The 18,031-nt window shown below is 71.7% G+C and carries 17 protein-coding genes; 12 read left to right on the top strand and 5 right to left on the bottom strand.

All coding sequences use genetic code 11. The features are described from left to right. Nucleotides 1-196: 196 nt before the first annotated feature. Both M0638_RS21945 and gmd read right to left on the bottom strand, forming a co-directional pair. Nucleotides 197-1,231, bottom strand: coding sequence for a GDP-mannose 4,6-dehydratase (locus M0638_RS21945; protein ID WP_248669097.1), 1,035 nt, complete (start codon nt 1,229-1,231; stop codon nt 197-199). 3 nt (nt 1,232-1,234) lie between these two features. Further along, the gene (gmd, locus tag M0638_RS21940; RefSeq protein ID WP_248669096.1) at nt 1,235-2,215 is read right to left on the bottom strand and encodes a GDP-mannose 4,6-dehydratase; all 981 of its coding nucleotides are present in this window, start codon (nt 2,213-2,215) and stop codon (nt 1,235-1,237) included. A gap of 305 nt (nt 2,216-2,520) precedes the next feature. On the opposite strand from gmd, the gene M0638_RS21935 reads away from it, so the two are divergent. The 3 genes from M0638_RS21935 (at nt 2,521) to M0638_RS21925 (ending at nt 5,314) form a co-directional block, all read left to right on the top strand. Then, a complete protein-coding gene (locus tag M0638_RS21935) occupies nt 2,521-2,940 on the top strand; it encodes a CopG family transcriptional regulator (protein ID WP_248669095.1) in 420 nt (139 codons plus the stop codon). 143 nt (nt 2,941-3,083) lie between these two features. Beyond that, nucleotides 3,084-4,526, top strand: a complete 1,443-nt coding sequence (locus M0638_RS21930) for an extracellular catalytic domain type 1 short-chain-length polyhydroxyalkanoate depolymerase (protein WP_248669094.1) — start codon at nt 3,084-3,086, stop codon at nt 4,524-4,526. A 236-nt stretch (nt 4,527-4,762) separates the two neighbouring features. Continuing rightward, on the top strand, nt 4,763-5,314 hold the full coding sequence (locus M0638_RS21925; protein ID WP_248669093.1) for a cytochrome b: 552 nt from the start codon (nt 4,763-4,765) through the stop codon (nt 5,312-5,314). Between the two features lie 139 nt (nt 5,315-5,453). On the opposite strand, the gene M0638_RS21920 is transcribed toward M0638_RS21925, so the two are convergent. Continuing rightward, on the bottom strand, nt 5,454-6,266 hold the full coding sequence (locus M0638_RS21920) for an aspartate dehydrogenase (protein WP_248669092.1): 813 nt from the start codon (nt 6,264-6,266) through the stop codon (nt 5,454-5,456). Nucleotides 6,267-6,495: 229 nt separating this feature from the next. Here M0638_RS21920 and M0638_RS21915 point away from each other — a divergent pair, with 229 nt between their 5' ends. The 5 genes from M0638_RS21915 (at nt 6,496) to M0638_RS21895 (ending at nt 12,990) form a co-directional block, all read left to right on the top strand. Continuing rightward, entirely contained in the window at nt 6,496-7,266 is a 771-nt protein-coding gene (locus M0638_RS21915; RefSeq protein ID WP_248669091.1) for a hypothetical protein, read from the top strand. A gap of 269 nt (nt 7,267-7,535) precedes the next feature. Further along, on the top strand, nt 7,536-8,252 hold the full coding sequence (locus tag M0638_RS21910) for a hypothetical protein (protein ID WP_248669090.1): 717 nt from the start codon (nt 7,536-7,538) through the stop codon (nt 8,250-8,252). A 214-nt stretch (nt 8,253-8,466) separates the two neighbouring features. Then, on the top strand, nt 8,467-10,335 hold the full coding sequence (gene aspS, locus M0638_RS21905; protein ID WP_248669089.1) for an aspartate--tRNA ligase: 1,869 nt from the start codon (nt 8,467-8,469) through the stop codon (nt 10,333-10,335). Further along, complete coding sequence (locus tag M0638_RS21900; RefSeq protein WP_248669088.1) at nt 10,336-11,259, top strand: cell envelope integrity EipB family protein; 924 nt, start codon at nt 10,336-10,338, stop codon at nt 11,257-11,259. 198 nt (nt 11,260-11,457) lie between these two features. Further along, nucleotides 11,458-12,990 (top strand): UxaA family hydrolase, encoded by a 1,533-nt coding sequence (locus M0638_RS21895; RefSeq protein WP_248669087.1) that lies wholly within the window; start codon nt 11,458-11,460, stop codon nt 12,988-12,990. A gap of 174 nt (nt 12,991-13,164) precedes the next feature. Here the strand turns inward: M0638_RS21895 and M0638_RS21890 are convergent, their stop codons facing one another. Next, nucleotides 13,165-13,419: a hypothetical protein gene (locus M0638_RS21890; protein WP_248669086.1), complete on the bottom strand. Its 255-nt coding sequence runs from the start codon at nt 13,417-13,419 to the stop codon at nt 13,165-13,167. On the opposite strand from M0638_RS21890, the gene M0638_RS21885 reads away from it, so the two are divergent. From M0638_RS21885 to M0638_RS21870, 4 genes are all read left to right on the top strand, one after another. Continuing rightward, the gene (locus tag M0638_RS21885; RefSeq protein ID WP_248669085.1) at nt 13,409-13,591 is read left to right on the top strand and encodes a hypothetical protein; all 183 of its coding nucleotides are present in this window, start codon (nt 13,409-13,411) and stop codon (nt 13,589-13,591) included. The genes M0638_RS21890 and M0638_RS21885 overlap by 11 nt on opposite strands. A 533-nt stretch (nt 13,592-14,124) precedes the next feature. Continuing rightward, nucleotides 14,125-15,618, top strand: a complete 1,494-nt coding sequence (locus M0638_RS21880) for an ATP-binding protein (protein ID WP_248669084.1) — start codon at nt 14,125-14,127, stop codon at nt 15,616-15,618. A 317-nt stretch (nt 15,619-15,935) separates the two neighbouring features. Then, entirely contained in the window at nt 15,936-16,247 is a 312-nt protein-coding gene (locus tag M0638_RS21875) for a putative quinol monooxygenase (protein WP_248669083.1), read from the top strand. Between the two features lie 467 nt (nt 16,248-16,714). Next, a complete protein-coding gene (locus M0638_RS21870; RefSeq protein WP_248669082.1) occupies nt 16,715-17,257 on the top strand; it encodes a hypothetical protein in 543 nt (180 codons plus the stop codon). 298 nt (nt 17,258-17,555) lie between these two features. On the opposite strand, the gene M0638_RS21865 is transcribed toward M0638_RS21870, so the two are convergent. After that, entirely contained in the window at nt 17,556-18,020 is a 465-nt protein-coding gene (locus M0638_RS21865) for a DoxX family protein (RefSeq protein WP_248669081.1), read from the bottom strand. Between the last annotated feature and the right edge of the window lie 11 nt (nt 18,021-18,031).

Here is an 18,031-nt window from a genome sequence, read left to right as displayed (position 1 = left end):
ACCTGAAGGTCGCTGGTTCAAATCCAGCCCCCGCATCCAGATTTCCCGGATACGACACGCCACCATCCACCCGGTCAGCGCAGGGCGCCGATCGGGCGAAGCGCGTTCGCGCGGCACATCCGATGGTCGCGCCCCGCGTCGGGCTGGCTCGTCGCCCCGCGCCGGCAGCACCCGAAGCGCCACCGCGCGGCGGGCCCTACGCCTCCGCGGCCACGCCGACCCGGTACCGCCAGTCCGCCATCACGTCGTCCAGGGTCGTGTCCCAGGGCAGCACCGGCGACCAGCCGAGCATCGCCCGCGCGCGCCCGGAATCGCCCACCACCCGCTCCACATCGGTCGGACGCAGCCGCGCCGCCTCCACCTCGACGCGCGGCGTCAGCCCGGTCCGCGCGATCAGCGCCTCCAGCACGTCGCCGATCCGGCGCGGCGTGCCGGAGGCGATGTTGAGCACCGTGCCCGGCGCCACCTCGGCCCCCAGCGCCGCGACATAGGCGTCGCAGACATCGCGGACGTCGAGGAAGTCGCGCCAGCGGTCCAGCGCGCCGACGCGCAGCTCCGGCGCCTGCAGCCCGGCCTCCATGCGCGCGAGCTGCCGCGCGAAGGCCGACACCACGAAGCCCGCCGACTGTCCAGGCCCGGTGTGGTTGAAGGCGCGCAGCCGCACCGCGTTGAGCCCCCGCAGCGCCATCTCGCCGATGGCGAGGTCCGCGGCGGCCTTGGAGGCGGCGTAGGGGTTGGCCGGCATCATCGGCGCCTCCTCGTCCAGCGGCGCGGGCCGCCGGAAGGAGAGGCCGTAGGCCTCCGCCGAGGAGGCGAGCACGAAGCGGCAGTCCGGCGCGTGCCGCAGCACCGACTCCGCCAGCGACAGCGTGCCGAACAAATTCGCCCGCCAGGTCGCGGCCGGATCGGCGAAGGAGGCCGGCACGGCCGCCTGGGCGGCCAGGTGCACGACCGCGTCCGGCCGCAGCTCCGCCACCAGCGCCTCCATCCCGGGCGCGTCGAGCAGGTCGAGCGGGCGCACCGCGTCCGGGCCGCCGCCCGGAGGCGGCGCCTCCTCCACGCCCGCGCCGAACGGCGCCCCTTCCATCCCCGCGCCGGACGACGGCGCAGCGCCCCGCTGCGTGCCGATCAGCGTCGCCGCCGGAAAGGCCGCGCGCAGCGCCGGCAGCAGGTGGCGGCCGACGAAGCCGCCGGCGCCGGTGACGAGGATACGCCGCGGCGAGGGCGCCATGCGTCAGCCGGCCCGGGCGCGGTGGCGGGCGAGATCGGCCTCCACCATCTCGGCGATCATGTCCTCCAGCGAGGTCTCGGCCTCCCAACCGAGCTTCTCCCTCGCCTTGGCCGGATCGCCCAGCAGCACGTCCACCTCGGCCGGGCGCAGGAAGGCCGGGTCGACCTTCACGTGCTCCTCGTAGTCCAGCCCGACATGCGCGAAGGCGATCCGGCACATGTCGCGCACCGTCGTGGTCCGGCCCGTCGCCACCACGTAGTCGTCCGGCTCGTCCTGCTGCAGCATCAGGTGCATCGCCTTGACGTAGTCGCGCGCATGGCCCCAGTCGCGCTTGGCGTCGAGGTTGCCCATGGGCAGCTCCCCGGCCAGGCCGAGCTTGATGCGCGCCGCCCCGTCCGTGACCTTGCGCGTGACGAACTCGATGCCGCGCAGCGGGCTCTCGTGGTTGAACAGGATGCCCGAGCTGGCGTGCATGCCGAAGCTCTCGCGGTAGTTCACCGTCATCCAGTGCGCGTAGAGCTTGGCCACGGCGTAGGGGCTGCGCGGGTAGAAGGGCGTCTTCTCGCTCTGCACCGGCTCCTGGATCAGCCCGTACATCTCGGACGAGCTGGCCTGGTAGAAGCGCGCCCCCGGCGCCGCGAGGCGCACCGCCTCCAGCATGATCCCGGCGCCGAGCGCCGTGACCTGCCCGGTCAGCAGCGGCTGGTTCCAGGAGGTCTTCACGAAGCTCTGGGCCCCGAGGTTGTACACCTCGTCCGGCTTCACCTCGTTCAGCGCCCGGATCACCGAGGCGAGGTCGAGCAGGTCGCCGTCGAGCATCCGCACCTGCCCGGCGATGCCGAGCCAGCGCAGGCGGCCATCCACCACGTCCGCCGAGGCGGACCGGCGCAGCAGGCCGAACACCTCGTAGCCCTTGTCGAGCAGCAGTTGCGACAGATAGGCCCCGTCCTGACCGGTGACGCCCGTGATCAGCGCGCGCTTCATGATGTCCCGTACTCCAAGCTCAGCCTCGGTCTCGTGGAAAGTCGGGTCGCTGCATTCCGGACATCGTGGGTTGGCCAGGAAAGCCGGCCGCGTGCCGCGAATCAGGCCACGCGCCGCGGGGGCGCGTGACGCCGCCGAAACTACGCCGCGGCCCGCATGGCTGTCACGGCCGACCGGCCGCCTCACCGTGCCGGGGGCCCGTCCCCCGGCCCCGGGCCCGGACACCGGACGAGGCGTGACGGCCTTGCGCGACCCGGCCGGCATCCCCATCTCACCATCCACATGGATGGTAGACGGATGGTAGAATGCCTCCCCCCCCGGCCGTCGCGCACGGCAAGCTGCCCGACAGCGAGAAGATCACGATCAATCTCGGCTACGTGGACCTCGGCCACATCGACCTGATGGTGCAGGAAGGCTTCTACGCCAACCGCACGGACTTCATCCGCACGGCGATCCGCAACCAGGTCGACCGCCACGCCGACGCGGTGCGGCAGTCGGTCGCGCGCAAGACCCTGGACCTGGGGATGCGCGTCTTCGGCCGGCGGGAGCTGGAGGCCGCCCGCGATTCGGGCCGGCCGCTGCGCATCCGGGTGCTGGGCCTGGCCGCCATCGCCCGGGACGTCACGCCCGAGCTGGCCCGCGACGCCATCGCCTCGATCGCCGTGCTCGGCGCCCTGCACGCCAGCCCCGAGGTGCGGGCCGCCCTGGCCGACCGCACCGAGTGAACGCCCGACGGCGCCCGGCCTTCCCGTGCCCCGGCCCGTCCCTGAATCCCCCGCGATCCCGGATCGCGACCCCAGACGGCACCCCCCAGCCCGGAAGCCGGACCGGCATGTCCGGGCGGCTCCCCTCCAGCAGGCCGAGACCCATGAGCAACCCTTCCCACCGCCAGGCCCCGGACGGCATCGCCGCCCGCCTCGCCGCGGCGACCGAGATCCTGCGCCAGCGACTCGGCGGCGCGTCCCCCAGCGCATCCCCGGGGGCATCCCCGGGGGCATCCCCCAATCCATCCCCCGGCGCATCCCCTGGGGCATCGTCCCGGGCTGGCGGGACCACGACGCCGGACGAGCCGGCCACGGACGGCCCCGCCTGGCTGCGCTACGTGCCCGGCGAGCTGCGCGGCCTCGTCCGCTCGGTCCTGCCCGACACGCCCTGGACGACCGGCTCCGGCGCCGCGTCGGCCGGGCAGGGCCCGATGGGCCAGGCGGGTTCGGGCCAGGTGAGTTCGGGCCAGGTGAGTTCGGGCCAGGCGAGCTGGACGCGCTTCGTCCCGGCCGAGCTGCGAGAGCGCCTGTTCCCGGACCCGGCCTCTCCCCGGCAGGCTCCGCCGGACCCGCCGCCGCCCCGTCCCCACGCCCAGCCGCAGCCCCGGCCCGCCGCCGCGCCGCGCCCCGGCGCCGAGGACCGGCCCGCCGCCGGCCGCTTCCTCGCCGGCACCTACGCCAACGCCGCGGGCAGCCGGCCCTACCGGCTCTACCTGCCTTCCGGCCACGCCCCGGGTCGCCGGCTGCCGCTGGTGGTGATGCTGCACGGCTGCACCCAGTCCCCCGAGGACTTCGCCAGGGGCACCGGCATGAACGACGCCGCCGAGAGGGACGGCTTCCTCGTGCTCTATCCCGGCCAGCCCGCCAGCGCGCAGCCGCAGCGCTGCTGGAAGTGGTACAGCGCCGCCGACCAGCGGCGCGACCAGGGCGAGCCCGCGATCATCGCCGGCATGACGCGCCAGGTGATGCGCGACCACGACGTGGACCCGCACCGCGTCTACGTCGCCGGCCTCTCCGCGGGCGGCGCCAAGGCGGCGATCATGGCCGAGGCCTATCCCGACCTGTACGCGGCGGCCGGGGTGCATTCCGGCCTCGCCTGCGGCGCGGCGCAGGACCTGGCCTCGGCCATGCTGGCGATGCGCCAGGGGGCGGGTACCCGCCTGCGCGACCGGCCGGGGGGCCCGGACGCGACGGACCGCCTCGTGCCGACCATCGTCTTCCACGGCGACCGCGACGGCACGGTGAGCGCGCGCAACGGCGACGACGTGCTGGCGCAGGCGACGCGCGGCGCCGTGCTGCGCGAGCGGACGGAGCGCGGCGAAGCCCCCGGCGGCCGCGCCTGGAGCCGCACGACCCTGGCCGACGCGTCGGGGCGGTCGGTGGCGGAGCAGTGGGTGATCCACGGCGCCGGCCATGCCTGGTCGGGCGGCCGGCCGGAGGGTTCCTTCACCGACCCGCGCGGACCGGACGCGACGCGCGAGATGCTGCGCTTCTTCGCCGAGCACCCGCACCCGGCGCCGCTGGCGGGCCCGGTGGCGGCGGCCTGACGCCGCGCCCCGCCGGCCCCCTCATGGCCGGGGCGGCGGGGCGGGGCGCGGCGGCCCGGCCATGGGGAGAAGCCCTGGCGGTCCGCCGCGACGACCCCATGCTGGAGCCGCCCCGGCCTGGCCGTATCAGGCCGGAACGGCTCCAGCTTTCTGGTTTCTCGCATCTTCCGGGTCGCCGGGTGAGTGCGCCCGGCTTGAAAATGCTCCAGGCGCGGGGCAGGGCGGGGGTCGGCGGCATGGCGGACGGGACCGGGCGTTACGACGGGGTGGCGCAACTCCTCCACTGGGTCACCACCTTCCTGCTCTTCCTCATGCTGCCCTTCGTCTGGGTGGCGGAGAACTTCCCGGAAGGCCCGGTGCGGGTGTTCTGGTACCTGATGCACGAATCCTTCGGCATCATGATCTTCCTGCTGGTGATCGCGCGGGTGACGTGGCGCTTCGCCCACCCGCCGCCGCCCCCGCCGCGCACCGAGGGCCCCGCGCTGCGGGCCGTCGCGCGGGTCACCCACTGGCTGCTCTACGCGGTGCTGCTGGTGATGCCGGCGACCGGCTACCTGATGGCCGGGAACGGCCGGCCGGTGCCGTTCCTCGATCTCTTCTCCCTGCCGGGCCTGCCGAGGAACGACGCGCTCGGGGTGATCGGCAACCGGATCCACGTCGCCGGGCAGTTCGCGGTCTACGGGCTGGTGCTCCTGCACCTCGCCGGCACCGCCTGGCACGTGGCGGTCCGCCGCGACGGCACGCTCGACCGGATGCTGCCGCCCCAGGACGGCCGGATGGACGGCTGAGACGGGCGGCGGAGAAGCCCGGCCCGTCGCGGCGCCGCGTGGCCCGCGCCGGGACGGGGCGGGTTCGGCCGCCGGGCGGCCGAGGGCGGGGGCGGCCGAGGGCGGAGAGGCGATGGCGGGGCCGCGGCCCCGCCCTCCCTCAGCTTCCCACCTTCAGCGTCGCGGTCAGCCCGCGCAGGCAGGCCAGGATCGAGGCCGCGGTGATCTTGCCGGTCTTCGGGTTCTCCTCGGTCGGCACGTTCTCGATCGTCATGGTCAGCCGCGCCGAATCCGCCTCCACCCGGATGGTGTGGGTGTTGCGCACCTTGCCCGGGTCGGCCCAGATCTCGACAGTGGTGCGCTCCGGCCCGATGCCGGCGAGCGCCAGCGCGGCGGCGACGTTGACGTTGGCCGGGAAGCCCTGCGCCGCCTCGAAGGCGTTGCCGGCGAAGACGCGGCGCGGCTCGGTCAGACCCGCCACCTCGATCCCGTTCCGCACCAGGTAGGGCGCGCCCGCGAGCCCGGCCGGCGGCTTGCGCGTCTCGATGGTGACGCTGGCGACCGGCCCCTCGGCCGCCGCCCGCACCGCGTCCAGCCCGAGCAGCGCGCCGGTCGGCACGATGATGCGCGCGCCGGTGCGCCGCGCCTCGTCCACCAGCGCCATGCGCGGCAGCAGCGCCCCGGCCGAGGCGCAGACGAGGATGCGCCCGCGCGCGATGGCGGGCTTCGCGATCTCCTCGAACACCGCGGCCGGCGCCGCCTCCACCACGATGTCCGCGTGCTCGGCCAGCTCGCCGAGACCCACCAGCGCCGGCGGCTTGCGGAAGCCGGCCAGGTTGCGCGCCGCCTTGTCGCGGTCGCGCGCCGACACGGCGACGAGGGTCAGCCCCTCCACCCCCGCGTCCAGCGCCTTCGCCAGTTGCAGCCCGATCGCCCCGAGTCCGCCGATCCCGACCCGCAGTGCCGTCGCCATGCCTGTCCACTTCCTTTGGGGGTTGAGCATCTCCAGGCCGGGCGTAACCCGCCCGGCGGCCCGGAAATGCGCGGAAAGAGGCCGGAGCGGCCGCCGCCTGACGCGGCCGGGCGGCGGCCGCTCCGGACGCCCCAGGTAGCGCGCGCCCGGCGCCGGTGAACAGGGCCGCGAACCTTCCGGAAACAAATGCGGTTGCATATTGCCGGCGGACAGGAAGAGGGAGCCCAGAATGGGCGCGCAACCCTGCATCGTCATCGCCACGCCATGCTTCGGGGCGATGGTGCACCAGGGCTACATGCTGTCGGTGCTGCGGCTGGTGCAGCACGCGGCGGGCCGCTACGCGCTGAACCTGCATCTGCTGGGCCACGATTCCCTCATCACCCGCAGCCGCAACACGCTGGTGGCGCGCTTCCTCGACACGCCGGAAGCCACCCACCTGTTGTTCATCGATGCCGACATCGCCTTCCGGCCCGAACAGGTGGACCGCCTGCTCGCCGCCGGGCGGGACGTGGTGGCCGGCATGTACCCGCTGAAGGTGTTCGACTGGGCGCGCGCCGACCGCGAGCGGTCGCGCGGCGAGGACCCGGCGACGGCCGGCCTGCTCTATGTCGGCGCGCCCTGCGAGGGGGCGGCACTGGAGCGGGACGGGGACTTCGTCACCGCCACCTATGCCGGCACCGGCTTCATGCTGATCCGCCGCGCCGCGCTGGAGCGCATGGCCGCGGCCTATCCGGAGACGCGCTACCGCGCCATCCACGCCCATCCGGCGCCGGCCGGCGCGAGCCCGCACCAGTACGCGCTGTTCGACGGCAGCATCGACGCGGACGGCACCTATCTCAGCGAGGACTACACCTTCTGCCGGCGCTGGCGCGCGATCGGCGGCCAGGTCTGGCTCGACACCGCCGGGGCGCTGACGCATATCGGCCTGCACGATTTCGCCGGCGATCCGGCGGCGCGGTTCGGGTCGGTGGCGCCGCAGCAGGCTAAAGAAGCAATTTAATGGTCACTCCGAATGATCTTCTGGGGAGGTATTGAGATTTCGACCTTTTTGGGCTGGAAATAAGTCTCGTTATCTTGTCCCGAATAACCGCAGTGATCGATACTGCTTACTACATCTGTCTGCTGTCACTTGCTGCAAGGCTAACGACTTGATATCATATCGTGTAGCGCCGAGATGGGCAGCGCTATGTTCCATAGCCACCAGGATTTTTGGGGTGTTTGGTGGGGAGTAAAGCCAGAATGGGAACAAATAGTACGGATCCACCTTTTGTGGATTTTCTGGAGGACAGGATAAGAAATCTTCCAAACTTCGAGTCCCTAGACATAGTTCTTCCAGAGGTCCACAAAAAATTAAAGGCGGACTACGTATTTTTGTCCAGGGCGTGCATTATAGAACAAAAGTCAATACGGCCATCTCGAGAGCTGAATGAGAAGGGAAAAGCAATAGAAAATTTTTTTGGTGAAATAGATAAGAAGTACGGCGCGCCTCCTGATGTTCTCTGGCGCCTCATGTCTGTTGAGGAGAAGAAAAGATACAGAAAATTGCTAGCGAAATTCACTGACGGAATGAAGCGGGGAGTTCAAAAAGCTCCCAAACAGATTGCCTGGAGTCGAGCAAGGTTGGGTGTGCCTAACGCTTACGGAATTATTCTTTTGATCATGGATAATATCCCTGGAGTGATTCCGCAAGTTGTTCATGCTTTAATGAAACGCATTCATGGGAATATCCAGGAGAAAGTAGCGCCCGGCGAGCGCATTGATGCCCTTGTGTGTGCATTCAGGATGAAAGATTTTTCGATTGGTGGGCGTCGCGAGCTATTTCACGAAATTTCGCTGAGGCCTAATGATGAAGATTTTTCTCATTGCTACGAGGTTTTATTGAAGACAGTTCAGGGTCGGGGCGATGAACTAATCCTAACGCCACTAAGCGCGGCATACTTTCGAACGCTGGATTTAGAGCAACATAATTTGAATTTGTTCGACTGACATGTCGAGCGTGCTTCGAAAGAAAGCCAAAGCAAGAAAAATATACGATTTTACTCCTGTATTCAGCAGGGCAACCGAAGATCAGCCTTAGTCGGATCAAACCAGCAAATGGACCACGGCGGCCCACTGCCCACCCACTCGCAGGCTTGACAGCGCCCTTCCCCCGGAGGTTCCTGCCGCGCTCCGCCCTCTACCCAGCGCCAGAGACACCGCCATGCACGCCTACCGCACCCATACCTGTGGTGCCCTCCGCGCCGCCGATGCCGGCCAGACCGTCCGTCTGTCGGGCTGGGTGCACCGCAAGCGCGACCATGGCGGGGTGCTGTTCATCGACCTGCGCGACCACTACGGCATCACCCAGTGCGTGGTGGCCCAGGGCTCGCCGGTCCTGGAAGCGGCCGACGCGCTGCGCCCGGAGAGCGTCGTCACCGTCACCGGCGAGGTGGTGAACCGCGAGCCCGCCACGGTGAACCCGAAGATGCCGACCGGCGAGATCGAGCTGCGCGTGCGCGAGCTGGAGGTGCAGTCCGCCGCCGAGGTGCTGCCGATCCAGGTCGCCGGCGAGCAGGAATTCCCCGAGGACCTGCGCCTGCGCTACCGCTTCCTCGACCTGCGGCGCGAGAAGCAGCACCGCAACATGCTGCTGCGCGCGGGCGTGATCGCGAGCATCCGCCGCCGCATGATCGCCCTCGGCTTCACCGAGTTCCAGACGCCGATCCTGACCGCCAGCAGCCCCGAGGGCGCGCGCGACTTCCTCGTCCCCGCCCGCAACCATCCGGGCAAGTTCTACGCGCTGCCGCAGGCGCCGCAGCAGTTCAAGCAGCTCGCCATGGTGGCGGGCTTCGACCGCTACTTCCAGATCGCTCCCTGCTTCCGCGACGAGGCGAGCCGCGCCGACCGCTCGCCCGGCGAGTTCTACCAGCTCGACTTCGAGATGAGCTTCGTCACGCAGGAGGACGTCTTCGCCGCGCTGGAGCCCGTGATGCAGGGCATCTTCGAGGAGTTCGGCGGCGGCCGGAAGGTGACGCAGGCGCCGTTCCCGCGCATCGCCTACGAGACGGCGATGCTCGAATACGGCTCCGACAAGCCCGACCTGCGCAACCCGCTGCGCATCACCGACGTGACGGAGCACTTCGCCGGCTCCGGCTTCGGCCTGTTCGCGAGGATCGCGGCCTCGGGCGGCGTCATCCGCGCCATCCCGGCGCCTGGCGCTGCCGGCAACCCGCGCGGCTTCTTCGACAAGCTCAACGACTGGGCCCGCGAGCAGGGCGCGGGCGGCCTCGGCTACATCCAGTTCGCGGCGGACGGCGCCAAGGGCCCGATCGCCAAGAACCTGGAGCCCGCCCGCACCGAGGCCATCCGCGCCGCCTGCGGCCTGCAGCCGGGCGACGCGGTGTTCTTCGCCGCCGGCAAGAAGGACGAGGCGCCGAAATTCGCCGGCAAGGTGCGCACGAAGCTCGGCGAGGACCTCGGCCTGATCGCCGCCGGCGAGTTCCGCTTCTGCTGGATCGTCGACTTCCCGATGTACGAGCTGAACGAGGAGACGGGGCTGATCGACTTCAGCCACAACCCCTTCTCCATGCCCCAGGGCGGCCTCGACGCGCTGAACGGCATGAACCCGCTCGACATCAAGGCCTACCAGTACGACATCGTCTGCAACGGCATCGAGCTCTCCTCCGGCGCCATCCGCAACCACCGCCCGGACATCATGCTCCGCGCCTTCGAGATCGCGGGCTACAAGGCCGAGGAGGTCGAGGCCCGCTTCGGCGGCATGCTCAACGCCTTCCGCTACGGCGCCCCGCCGCACGGCGGCTCCGCCCCGGGCATCGACCGCATCGTCATGCTGCTCGCCGACGAGCCCAACATCCGCGAGGTCATCCTCTTCCCGCTCAACCAGCAGGGCGAGGACCTGATGATGGGCGCCCCCGCCCCGGTGGACGCCGCCCGCCTCAAGGAACTCTCCATCCGCCTCGACCTGCCCCCCGCCAAGGGCGGCCCCAAGGGCGGTGCCGACGGTGCCCCCGGCAAAGGTGAAGCGAAGGCAACGCAGCCGGCTGATGCCAGCGGCCCGAAGAACGCCTAAGTGTCACGGCTGTTGACCAAGGAGGCCCGCATGCGGCTGCGCTTCGCTCTCGCCCTGGCACTCGGCACCGCCTGCGCCGGCACCGTGGCCATGGCCCAGAAGGGCGACACACCCGCGCCCCAGTCGACCCCGGCGCCGGCCACCCCGGCGCCCGCCCAGGGCGCCACCCCCGCCCAGGCGCCGCTCGCGCCCATGCTGGCCCACCGCGCCGCCTACCGCCTGACGCTGGACCGCGCGCGCGACAATTCCAACGTCGTCTCCGCCCGCGGCGCCATGATCTACGAGCAGGCCGACGCCTGCGACGGCTGGGCCACCCGCCAGCGCTTCCAGCTCACCCTGACCGACCGCGACGGCAACGAGGTCGAGACCACCTCCGACTACTCCACCTACGAGGCGAAGGACGGCCGCTCCCTCCGCTTCTCCCTGACCCAGACCTCCCAGGGCGCCGTCTCCCAGCGCATCCAGGGCGACGCCACGCTGAACGCCGACGGCACCGGCACCGTTCGCTACACCTCGCCCGAGGCGCGCGAGATGGCGCTGCCGCCCGGCACGCTGCTGCCCATGCTGCACACCACCCGCTCCCTCCAGGCCGCCCGCGCCGGCCAGCGCATCATGATCGCGCCCCTGTTCGACGGCACCTCCGCCGACGGCGCCCAGGACACCACCACCGCCATCACCGGCTGGACCGGCCCGCAGAACAACGCCCGCTTCCCCATCCTCTCCCCCCTCGGCTCCGCCCGCATGCGCGTCGCCTTCTTCAACCGCGAGCCCGGCGGCCAGTCCGCCGGCACCGGCTCCCCGGACTACGAGGTCGGCCTGCGCTACTGGGAGAACGGCGTCGCCGACGAGATGAAGATGGACTTCGGCGACTTCACCGTGAACGGCGAGATGATCGAGCTCCAGCCCATCCCGGCGGGCTGCTGACCAGGCAGCGGGGCCCTTCGGGGCTTCGCCCCGGACCCCACCAGGAAGGGCGCTGCCCTTCCTGGACCTTCCCGCCAGGGCGCCGCCCTGGACCCGCCAGGAGGGCGAGGCCCTCCTGGACCTCTCCTCGTTTGGAGCCTACCCGCCCCGACCCACGGTGCTAGACTCCCCGGCAAATACGCCCGGAGAAGCGCAGCCGTGGATGCCCAGACCCAGCCGCCGGTGATCCGCCTCCACCCCGAGGACGGCGTGGTCATCGCCCGCATCGCGCTCCCCCCCGGCACCCAAGTCGCCCCCGGCATCCTCGCCGCCACCCGCATCCCGCCCGGCCACAAGGTCGCGACGCGCCCACACGAGCAGGGCGAGCCCGTCCGCCGCTACGGCCAGATCATCGGCTTCGCGACGCAACCCATCGCCCCCGGCGAGCACGTCCACTCCCACAACCTCGCCATGGGCGACTTCTCGCGCGACTACGCCTGGGGCGTCGACGCGAAGCCCACCGAACCCGCCGCCGAGCCCGCCACCTTCCAGGGCATCGTCCGCCCCGACGGCCGCGTCGCCACGCGCAACTACATCGGCCTCGTCACCTCGGTGAACTGCTCGGCCCACACGGCGTCCCTGATCGCCGACGCCTTCAGGCGCAACCCCTTCACGGGCCACGACCCCCTCGCCGAATTCCCCAACGTGGACGGCGTCGTCGCACTCACCCACAAGACCGGCTGCGGCATGGCCATGGGCGAGCCGTTGCGCCTGCTCCGCCGGACGCTGGCCGGCTTCGCCCGCCACGCCAATTTCTCCCACGTCATCGCCATCGGCCTCGGCTGCGAGGTCAACCAGCTCGGCCCGATGATGCAGGAGCAGCGCCTCGCCGGCCGCCTCCGCTCCATGGACATCCAGGAGATGGGCGGCATCCGCAAGACCGTGGAGGCCGGCATGGCCTTCGTCCGCGAGGTGCTGGCCGAAAGCAACGCCGCCACCCGCACCACCGTCCCTGCCTCCGAGCTGCGCGTCGCCCTGCAATGCGGCGGCTCCGACGGCTATTCCGGCATCTCCGCCAACCCCGCCCTGGGCGCCGCCAGCGACCTCCTCGTCCGCCACGGCGGCACCGTGATCCTCTCCGAGACCCCCGAGACCTACGGCGCCGAGCACCTCCTCACCCGCCGCGCCGTCAGCCGCGAGGTGGGCGAGAAGCTGGTCGGCCTGATGCGCTGGTGGGAGGAATACACCGCCCGGGAAGGTGCGGAGATGGACGCCAACCCGTCCCCCGGCAACAAGGCCGGCGGCCTGACCACCATCCTGGAGAAATCCCTCGGCGCCATGGCCAAGGGCGGCACCACCAACCTCACCGAGGTGTACCGCTACGCCGAGGAAGTCACCGCCAAGGGCTTCACCTTCATGGACACGCCCGGCTACGACCCCGTCGCCGCCACCGGCCAGGTGGCGGGCGGCGCCAACCTGGTCTGCTTCACCACCGGCCGCGGCAGCGTGTTCGGCTGCAAGCCAGCGCCGAGCATCAAGCTCGCCACCAACACCGCGATGTACGAGCGCATGGTGGACGACATGGACATCAACTGCGGCACCGTGCTGAGCGGGGAGGAAAGCGTGGCGGAGTGCGGCGAGCGGATTTTTCAGACGATGCTGCGGGTGGCGAGCGGGGAGCGGACGAAGAGCGAGGAATTCGACGCGGGGGCGGCGGAATTTGCGCCTTGGGTGATCGGGGCGACGATGTAGGCAGGCCTTTGGTGCTTGGGGTTTCGAATCGAGTTGCGATGGTGGTTGTATTTTGATATGTAAGAATAACTGATTGGCTTATGGAAGGCTGCAAGGGAAAACAATGGCGCTTTTGGATCAAGCGACACTAGTCTATGGACAATTGCCAAAATTTTTTGAAACAATCCGAGCTGGTCAAGCGCCTGCTAAATTTTCGTCGCCATAGGTGACGGCGAGGTCTGCATGGCCCCGACCGAGGACCTGATCGCGGATCGCCTCGGCCAGTGGATCGCCAGTCGCCGCCGCGACGACGAGATGCGGCATCAGGCCCTCTCCATGTTCGTCCTTGCCGAAGGGTTGGATGCGGCCTACCTCGACAGTCGCATCCGGCAGGAAACCGCCGGCGACCTCGATCTGTCCTTCCTCGAAAGCCAACGCGATGCGGCGCATCACCCTCGATGAACGGGCCGCCCAGCTTCAGCGCAAGCGCGAGGCGGGCCTGTCCCCGCCGTCGCCCGAGCTACTGCGCAACAGCGGCAATCGCCGCACCGTCGCCAAGCGCCGCCTGCTTGAGCGCATCGCGGCGGTATCGGCGAAGCGCGGCGCCGATCCGGTCACCTGACGCACTGCGCGCGGCGACCGCTTCCCGCCGCACCTGACGTCGACAAGCCAGCCAACTCATTTCCCGGCATCTGTGCCCTGATCAGCGAGCACGGCCTGATCCTTGACCACCTCACCCATCCCGATCTATAGGAATAATTTCCGATCGCGTCAACCGCCGGAGGAGCTGCCCATGCCACCCCACTCCTCGCCGCCGCTCCCCGCCCGCCCGCAGCGCGCCTCAACCCATTTGTCCGAACCCGCCTGCCCGCGCACCCACGCGCCGCATTTGTCCGAAAGCGCCCCGCCCGCTCCCCGCCGCCACCATTTGTCCGAAACCGCCCCACCCCCGCCCGACACGAATGCCGGCCCCACCCACCACCTCTTCCAAACCGGGGGTCTCGAAGGGGGCTTCGCCCCTTCGCGGGGTCCGGGGCAGCGCCCCGGCGGCGTCCGCGAACGCCACGGTGGGGTTTGTCCGAACCCGCCCCACCCGCGCGCCCCACCTCCAACCGCGCTACACTCCCCACCCCCAACCGGAGTCCCCACCCAGGCATGACCATCGCGATCGACCTCGGCCTCACCACCGCCGGCTCGCCCGCGACGCTGGACCTGGAGGAGCTGCTGTCCACCCGCCTCCTCGTCCAGGGCAATTCCGGCTCCGGCAAGTCCCACCTCCTGCGCCGCCTGCTGGAGCAGTCCGCCCCCTGGGTGCAGCAGGTGGTGATCGACCCGGAGGGGGACTTCACCAACCTCGCCGAGCGCTACGGCCACCTCGTGCTGGACGCGGAGGCGCACACGGACCGCTCCCTGCAGGCTGCCGCCGAGCGCATCCGCGCCCACCGCGCCTCCGTCGTCCTCAACCTGGAGGGCTGCGAGCAGGACGCGCAGCTCCGCCTCGCCGCCGCCTTCCTCGGCGGGCTGTTCGAGGTGGAGCGCGACCTCTGGTCCCCCGTCCTCGTCGTGGTGGACGAGGCCCAGCTCTTCGCCCCCGCCGCCGGCGGCGAGGCGACGGACGAGGCCCGCCGCGCCTCCCTCGGCGCCATGACCAACCTGATGTGCCGCGGCCGCAAGCGCGGCCTGGCCGGCGTCATCGCCACGCAGCGCCTGGCCAAGCTCGCCAAGAACGTCGCCGCCGAGGCCTCCAACTTCCTGATGGGCCGCACCTTCCTCGACATCGACATGCAGCGCGCCGCCGACCTGCTGGGCATGGAGCGTCGCGCCGCCGAATCCTTCCGCGACCTCGCCCGCGGCCACTTCATCGCCCTCGGCCCCGCCCTCTCGCGCAAGCCGCTTCCCTTGCGCATCGGCGCCACCGAGACGGAAAGCCGCGGCGCCGCGCCGAAGCTCACCCCGCTCCCCGGCGCCCCCGACGAATCCCTGCGCGAGCTGATCCTCGCCCCCGCGCCGGAGCCCGCCCGCCCGCCGCGCCGCGCCCCGGCCGCCCCGCCGCCCGACATCACCGCCCAGCTCGCGCAGCTCGCCACCGCCCGCCCGGCGCCCGCCCCCGAGCGCGCCGCCGTCCTCACGCCTGAGGAGACCGCCGCGCGCGATTCCGCCCACGCCGGCATCCTGCGCGACCTGCTTTCCGACCCCGAGGCGAGCTTCCGCCCCGTCGCCGTGCTCTATCAGGACTTCCTGGTGCGCTGCCGGATCCACGCCGTCCCCGGCAAGCCGCTCGACATCCCCACCTTCCGCCGCCGCCTCGCCACGGCCCGCGCCGGCATCGACGCGGCCGCCGCCGCCTCGCCCGAATGGGCCTCCTCCTGGGCCGAGGCCGAGGCCCGCGCCAACGCGCTGCCCGAGGACGTGCAGGGCGTTTTCCTCCTCCTTGCCCGCGCCGCCCTGGATCGCGAGCCGTGCCCTTCCGACGCCACCATCGCCGCCGCCTACGGCACCCGCTCCCTCGGCCGCGCGCGCCGCCTGCTCACCTGGCTGGAGGAGCAGAACCTCATCGTCTGCCGCCCGGACGGCCCGGCGCGCCGCAGCGTCGCCCTGGTCGGCCTCGCCTGGGAGACCGCCCCCGGCCCGATCGCCGAGGCCGCCTGATTCCAGGCCCCGACGCCTCGCCGGTCCGCCGGCCCGCCTCGGCTCGCCGCGCGGCCGCTCCGACCCGGCCGGGGTTTCCGGCGCGCCGCCCTGGCGCGCGCCGCGCGGCTGGCGGAGGCGGCGCCACCTGTCCGGTCGTCGGTGCGCCGCCGGCGACCCCCTGCCGCCGCCACCCGGCCACGCCCGGGGCACCGCCGCGCTGCCCTCCTCCGCGTGCTCCGGGGGCTTTCCAGCCGCGTCGCCTTGCCGCCTACTGCGCGCCGTCCCCGCCGCGCCATCGCCGGCCCGGCACCAACGACCAGCGAGGAACGTCCCGCATGATCCACGTCATCGCCATCATCACCGCCAAGCCCGGCATGCGCGACGCGGTGCTGGAGGCCTTCCGCGCCAACATGCCGGCCGTCCATGCCGAGCAGGGCTGCATCGAGTACGCCCCCGCCATCGACGCCGAGGGCGCGGGGAAGATCCAGACCCCCTTCGGCCCGGACAGCTTCCTGGCGATCGAGAAGTGGGAGAGCATGGACGCGCTGAAGGCCCACGGCGCCGCGCCGCACATGCGCGCCTATGGCGAGAAGACGAAGGAGATGATCGCGAGCCGCGTCATCCACGTCCTCCAGCCCGCCGCCTGAACCGCGGGCCGCGCCTGCCCCGGTACGGTGCCCCTGGCGGTCGGCCCACGCGCCCCGCCGATGCGGCTCCCGGCCGCGCCGCGTCGGGCCTGCGGACCGGGCCCGTGCCGGCGGGCACCGCCGGCACGCTGGCCCCCGGGGGGGGCCGGGGGCCCGCCGCGCCGGGGATCACGGGCAACCCGGCCGCCGTGCCGGGGGCCGGCATGGCGTGGACCCCGGCATGGCGTAGACCGCGGACAATGCCCGTGCCGGCGGGGCTTGTGCCGGCAGGTCCCGGCCCGCCACCCGCGCGCGCGGCCGGCACGGGGTCATCCAGACGACCTGCACGCCCTACGCCGACCGCCATCCGCGCGCGCGGCCGGCACGGAAACGCTCTTCGGCCGGAATGTTTTGCCCGCCGCCATCGGAAGTGCAACGGTCGTGCCCATGCCGGGCACGATGCGGCGGCCCGGTCCGGAGGCAGGGACATGCGCCAGCCGGTGGTCCTGACGATGGCGTGCCTGGTGGCGCTGCTCGCGCCCGGCTGCCTGCAACCGCCACCACCCCCCTACCAGGGTCTCGGCCGCGACGGCTACGGCCCCCTGTCCCGCCGGCCCTACGGCATCTGCGACCCGAACGACACCGCCGACCCGCTGGTCGACGGCCTGGCGCGCGGCGTCACCTCGGTGTTCTACGACCTGATGCGCGAGGGCCTGCAGCACGACACGGCCCTCTACTCGGAGGGCCTGCAGGACCAGTTCCGCTTCAGCGCGGACTCGCCCTATCCCCCCGTGGTGCTGCTCGACCGGAGCCGCCGGGGCATCGTGTTCTGGTACATCGGCCGGCAGGTGCGCGACGAGGAGGTGGCCAACGCCGCCGCCAAGTACTGCCGCCAGGCGCACGGGCTGCGCGCCGCGTACGAGGGGGCGGCGCGGCGCTGCGGGGAGGTCCAGCGCGTGGCGCTCCGCGTCAACGGCCGGCAGCTCGCCTTCGTGCCGACCTACGTGATCGCCGCGTTCCAGTGCCTGTAGGCCGGCTGCGGCACCGGGGCGATCCGGGCCCGCCGGCCGAGCCGGGGCGGCAGTAGGCCCCGCCGGCATCCGCCTTTAGAGCATTTTCAAGCTGAGCGTCCTCGCTCAGCGGCTCGGAAAATGCGAAAAATCAAAAGGCTAGAGCCGTTCCGGCCTGATACAGTCAGGCTGGATCGGCTCTAGGCCCCGCCGGCATCCGCCTTCCGGCGCGGCCGATGCGGCCCGCCGGCTCATGCGGGGGCGGGGCCCGGGGCGGGTCGGCGCCCCCCGCCGTCCGAGTTCGGCGCGGCGCCCTGCCTCAGGCGGCCCCGGCCGCCTGCAACGCCATCGGCCGCACCCCGGCCCGCCGCGCCAGCCAGGCGTCCACCGACCACGGCCCGCTGCCCGCGCCGGCCGCCATCAGCATCGCGCCGGTCAGGCCGACATTGGCCAGGAAGGCGTGGAACTCGACGATCGCCATCGGCCCTTCCAGCGTCCAGAAGGCGTGGAAGACGTAGGTGACGGTCACGGTGAAGCCGGCCAGCGCCAGGGCCGAGAGCCGCCCGTGCCAGCCCAGCAGCAGGCCGAGCCCGCCCACCGCCTGCACCAGCGTCGCCACCGCGAGCATCGCCGGCGCCGCCGGCACGCCGAGGCCCTGCATGGCGGCGACGGTCGGGCTCCATTCCGGGATGTGGCTGAGGGCCGCCATGAAGTAGAGGCCGCCGAGGAGGATGCGGCCGAGCGTGTGCGTCGTCTGGGCGGCGAGGTGCGGGCTGTCGTGCATGGGGCTGGATT

Source organism: Roseomonas acroporae (assembly GCF_023223525.1).
GTDB classification, from domain to species: domain Bacteria; phylum Pseudomonadota; class Alphaproteobacteria; order Acetobacterales; family Acetobacteraceae; genus Roseomonas_E; species Roseomonas_E acroporae.
Note: the sequence above shows the minus strand (reverse complement) of the source record. Positions and strands in the feature narration are given on the sequence as shown.

Excerpts from the sequence above, each read along its gene's own strand:
- M0638_RS21935 (WP_248669095.1), top strand. The coding sequence starts at position 2,521 with ATGCCTCCCCCCCCGGCCGTCGCGCACGGCAAGCTGCCCGACAGCGAG.
- M0638_RS21870 (WP_248669082.1), top strand. The coding sequence starts at position 16,715 with ATGCGCCAGCCGGTGGTCCTGACGATGGCGTGCCTGGTGGCGCTGCTC.
- M0638_RS21865 (WP_248669081.1), bottom strand. The coding sequence starts at position 18,020 with ATGCACGACAGCCCGCACCTCGCCGCCCAGACGACGCACACGCTCGGC.
- M0638_RS21880 (WP_248669084.1), top strand. The coding sequence starts at position 14,125 with ATGACCATCGCGATCGACCTCGGCCTCACCACCGCCGGCTCGCCCGCG.
- M0638_RS21875 (WP_248669083.1), top strand. The coding sequence starts at position 15,936 with ATGATCCACGTCATCGCCATCATCACCGCCAAGCCCGGCATGCGCGAC.
- M0638_RS21925 (WP_248669093.1), top strand. The coding sequence starts at position 4,763 with ATGGCGGACGGGACCGGGCGTTACGACGGGGTGGCGCAACTCCTCCAC.
- M0638_RS21945 (WP_248669097.1), bottom strand. The coding sequence starts at position 1,231 with ATGGCGCCCTCGCCGCGGCGTATCCTCGTCACCGGCGCCGGCGGCTTC.
- M0638_RS21920 (WP_248669092.1), bottom strand. The coding sequence starts at position 6,266 with ATGGCGACGGCACTGCGGGTCGGGATCGGCGGACTCGGGGCGATCGGG.
- aspS (WP_248669089.1), top strand. The coding sequence starts at position 8,467 with ATGCACGCCTACCGCACCCATACCTGTGGTGCCCTCCGCGCCGCCGAT.
- M0638_RS21890 (WP_248669086.1), bottom strand. The coding sequence starts at position 13,419 with ATGCGCCGCATCGCGTTGGCTTTCGAGGAAGGACAGATCGAGGTCGCC.
- gmd (WP_248669096.1), bottom strand. The coding sequence starts at position 2,215 with ATGAAGCGCGCGCTGATCACGGGCGTCACCGGTCAGGACGGGGCCTAT.
- M0638_RS21915 (WP_248669091.1), top strand. The coding sequence starts at position 6,496 with ATGGGCGCGCAACCCTGCATCGTCATCGCCACGCCATGCTTCGGGGCG.
- M0638_RS21885 (WP_248669085.1), top strand. The coding sequence starts at position 13,409 with ATGCGGCGCATCACCCTCGATGAACGGGCCGCCCAGCTTCAGCGCAAG.
- M0638_RS21930 (WP_248669094.1), top strand. The coding sequence starts at position 3,084 with ATGAGCAACCCTTCCCACCGCCAGGCCCCGGACGGCATCGCCGCCCGC.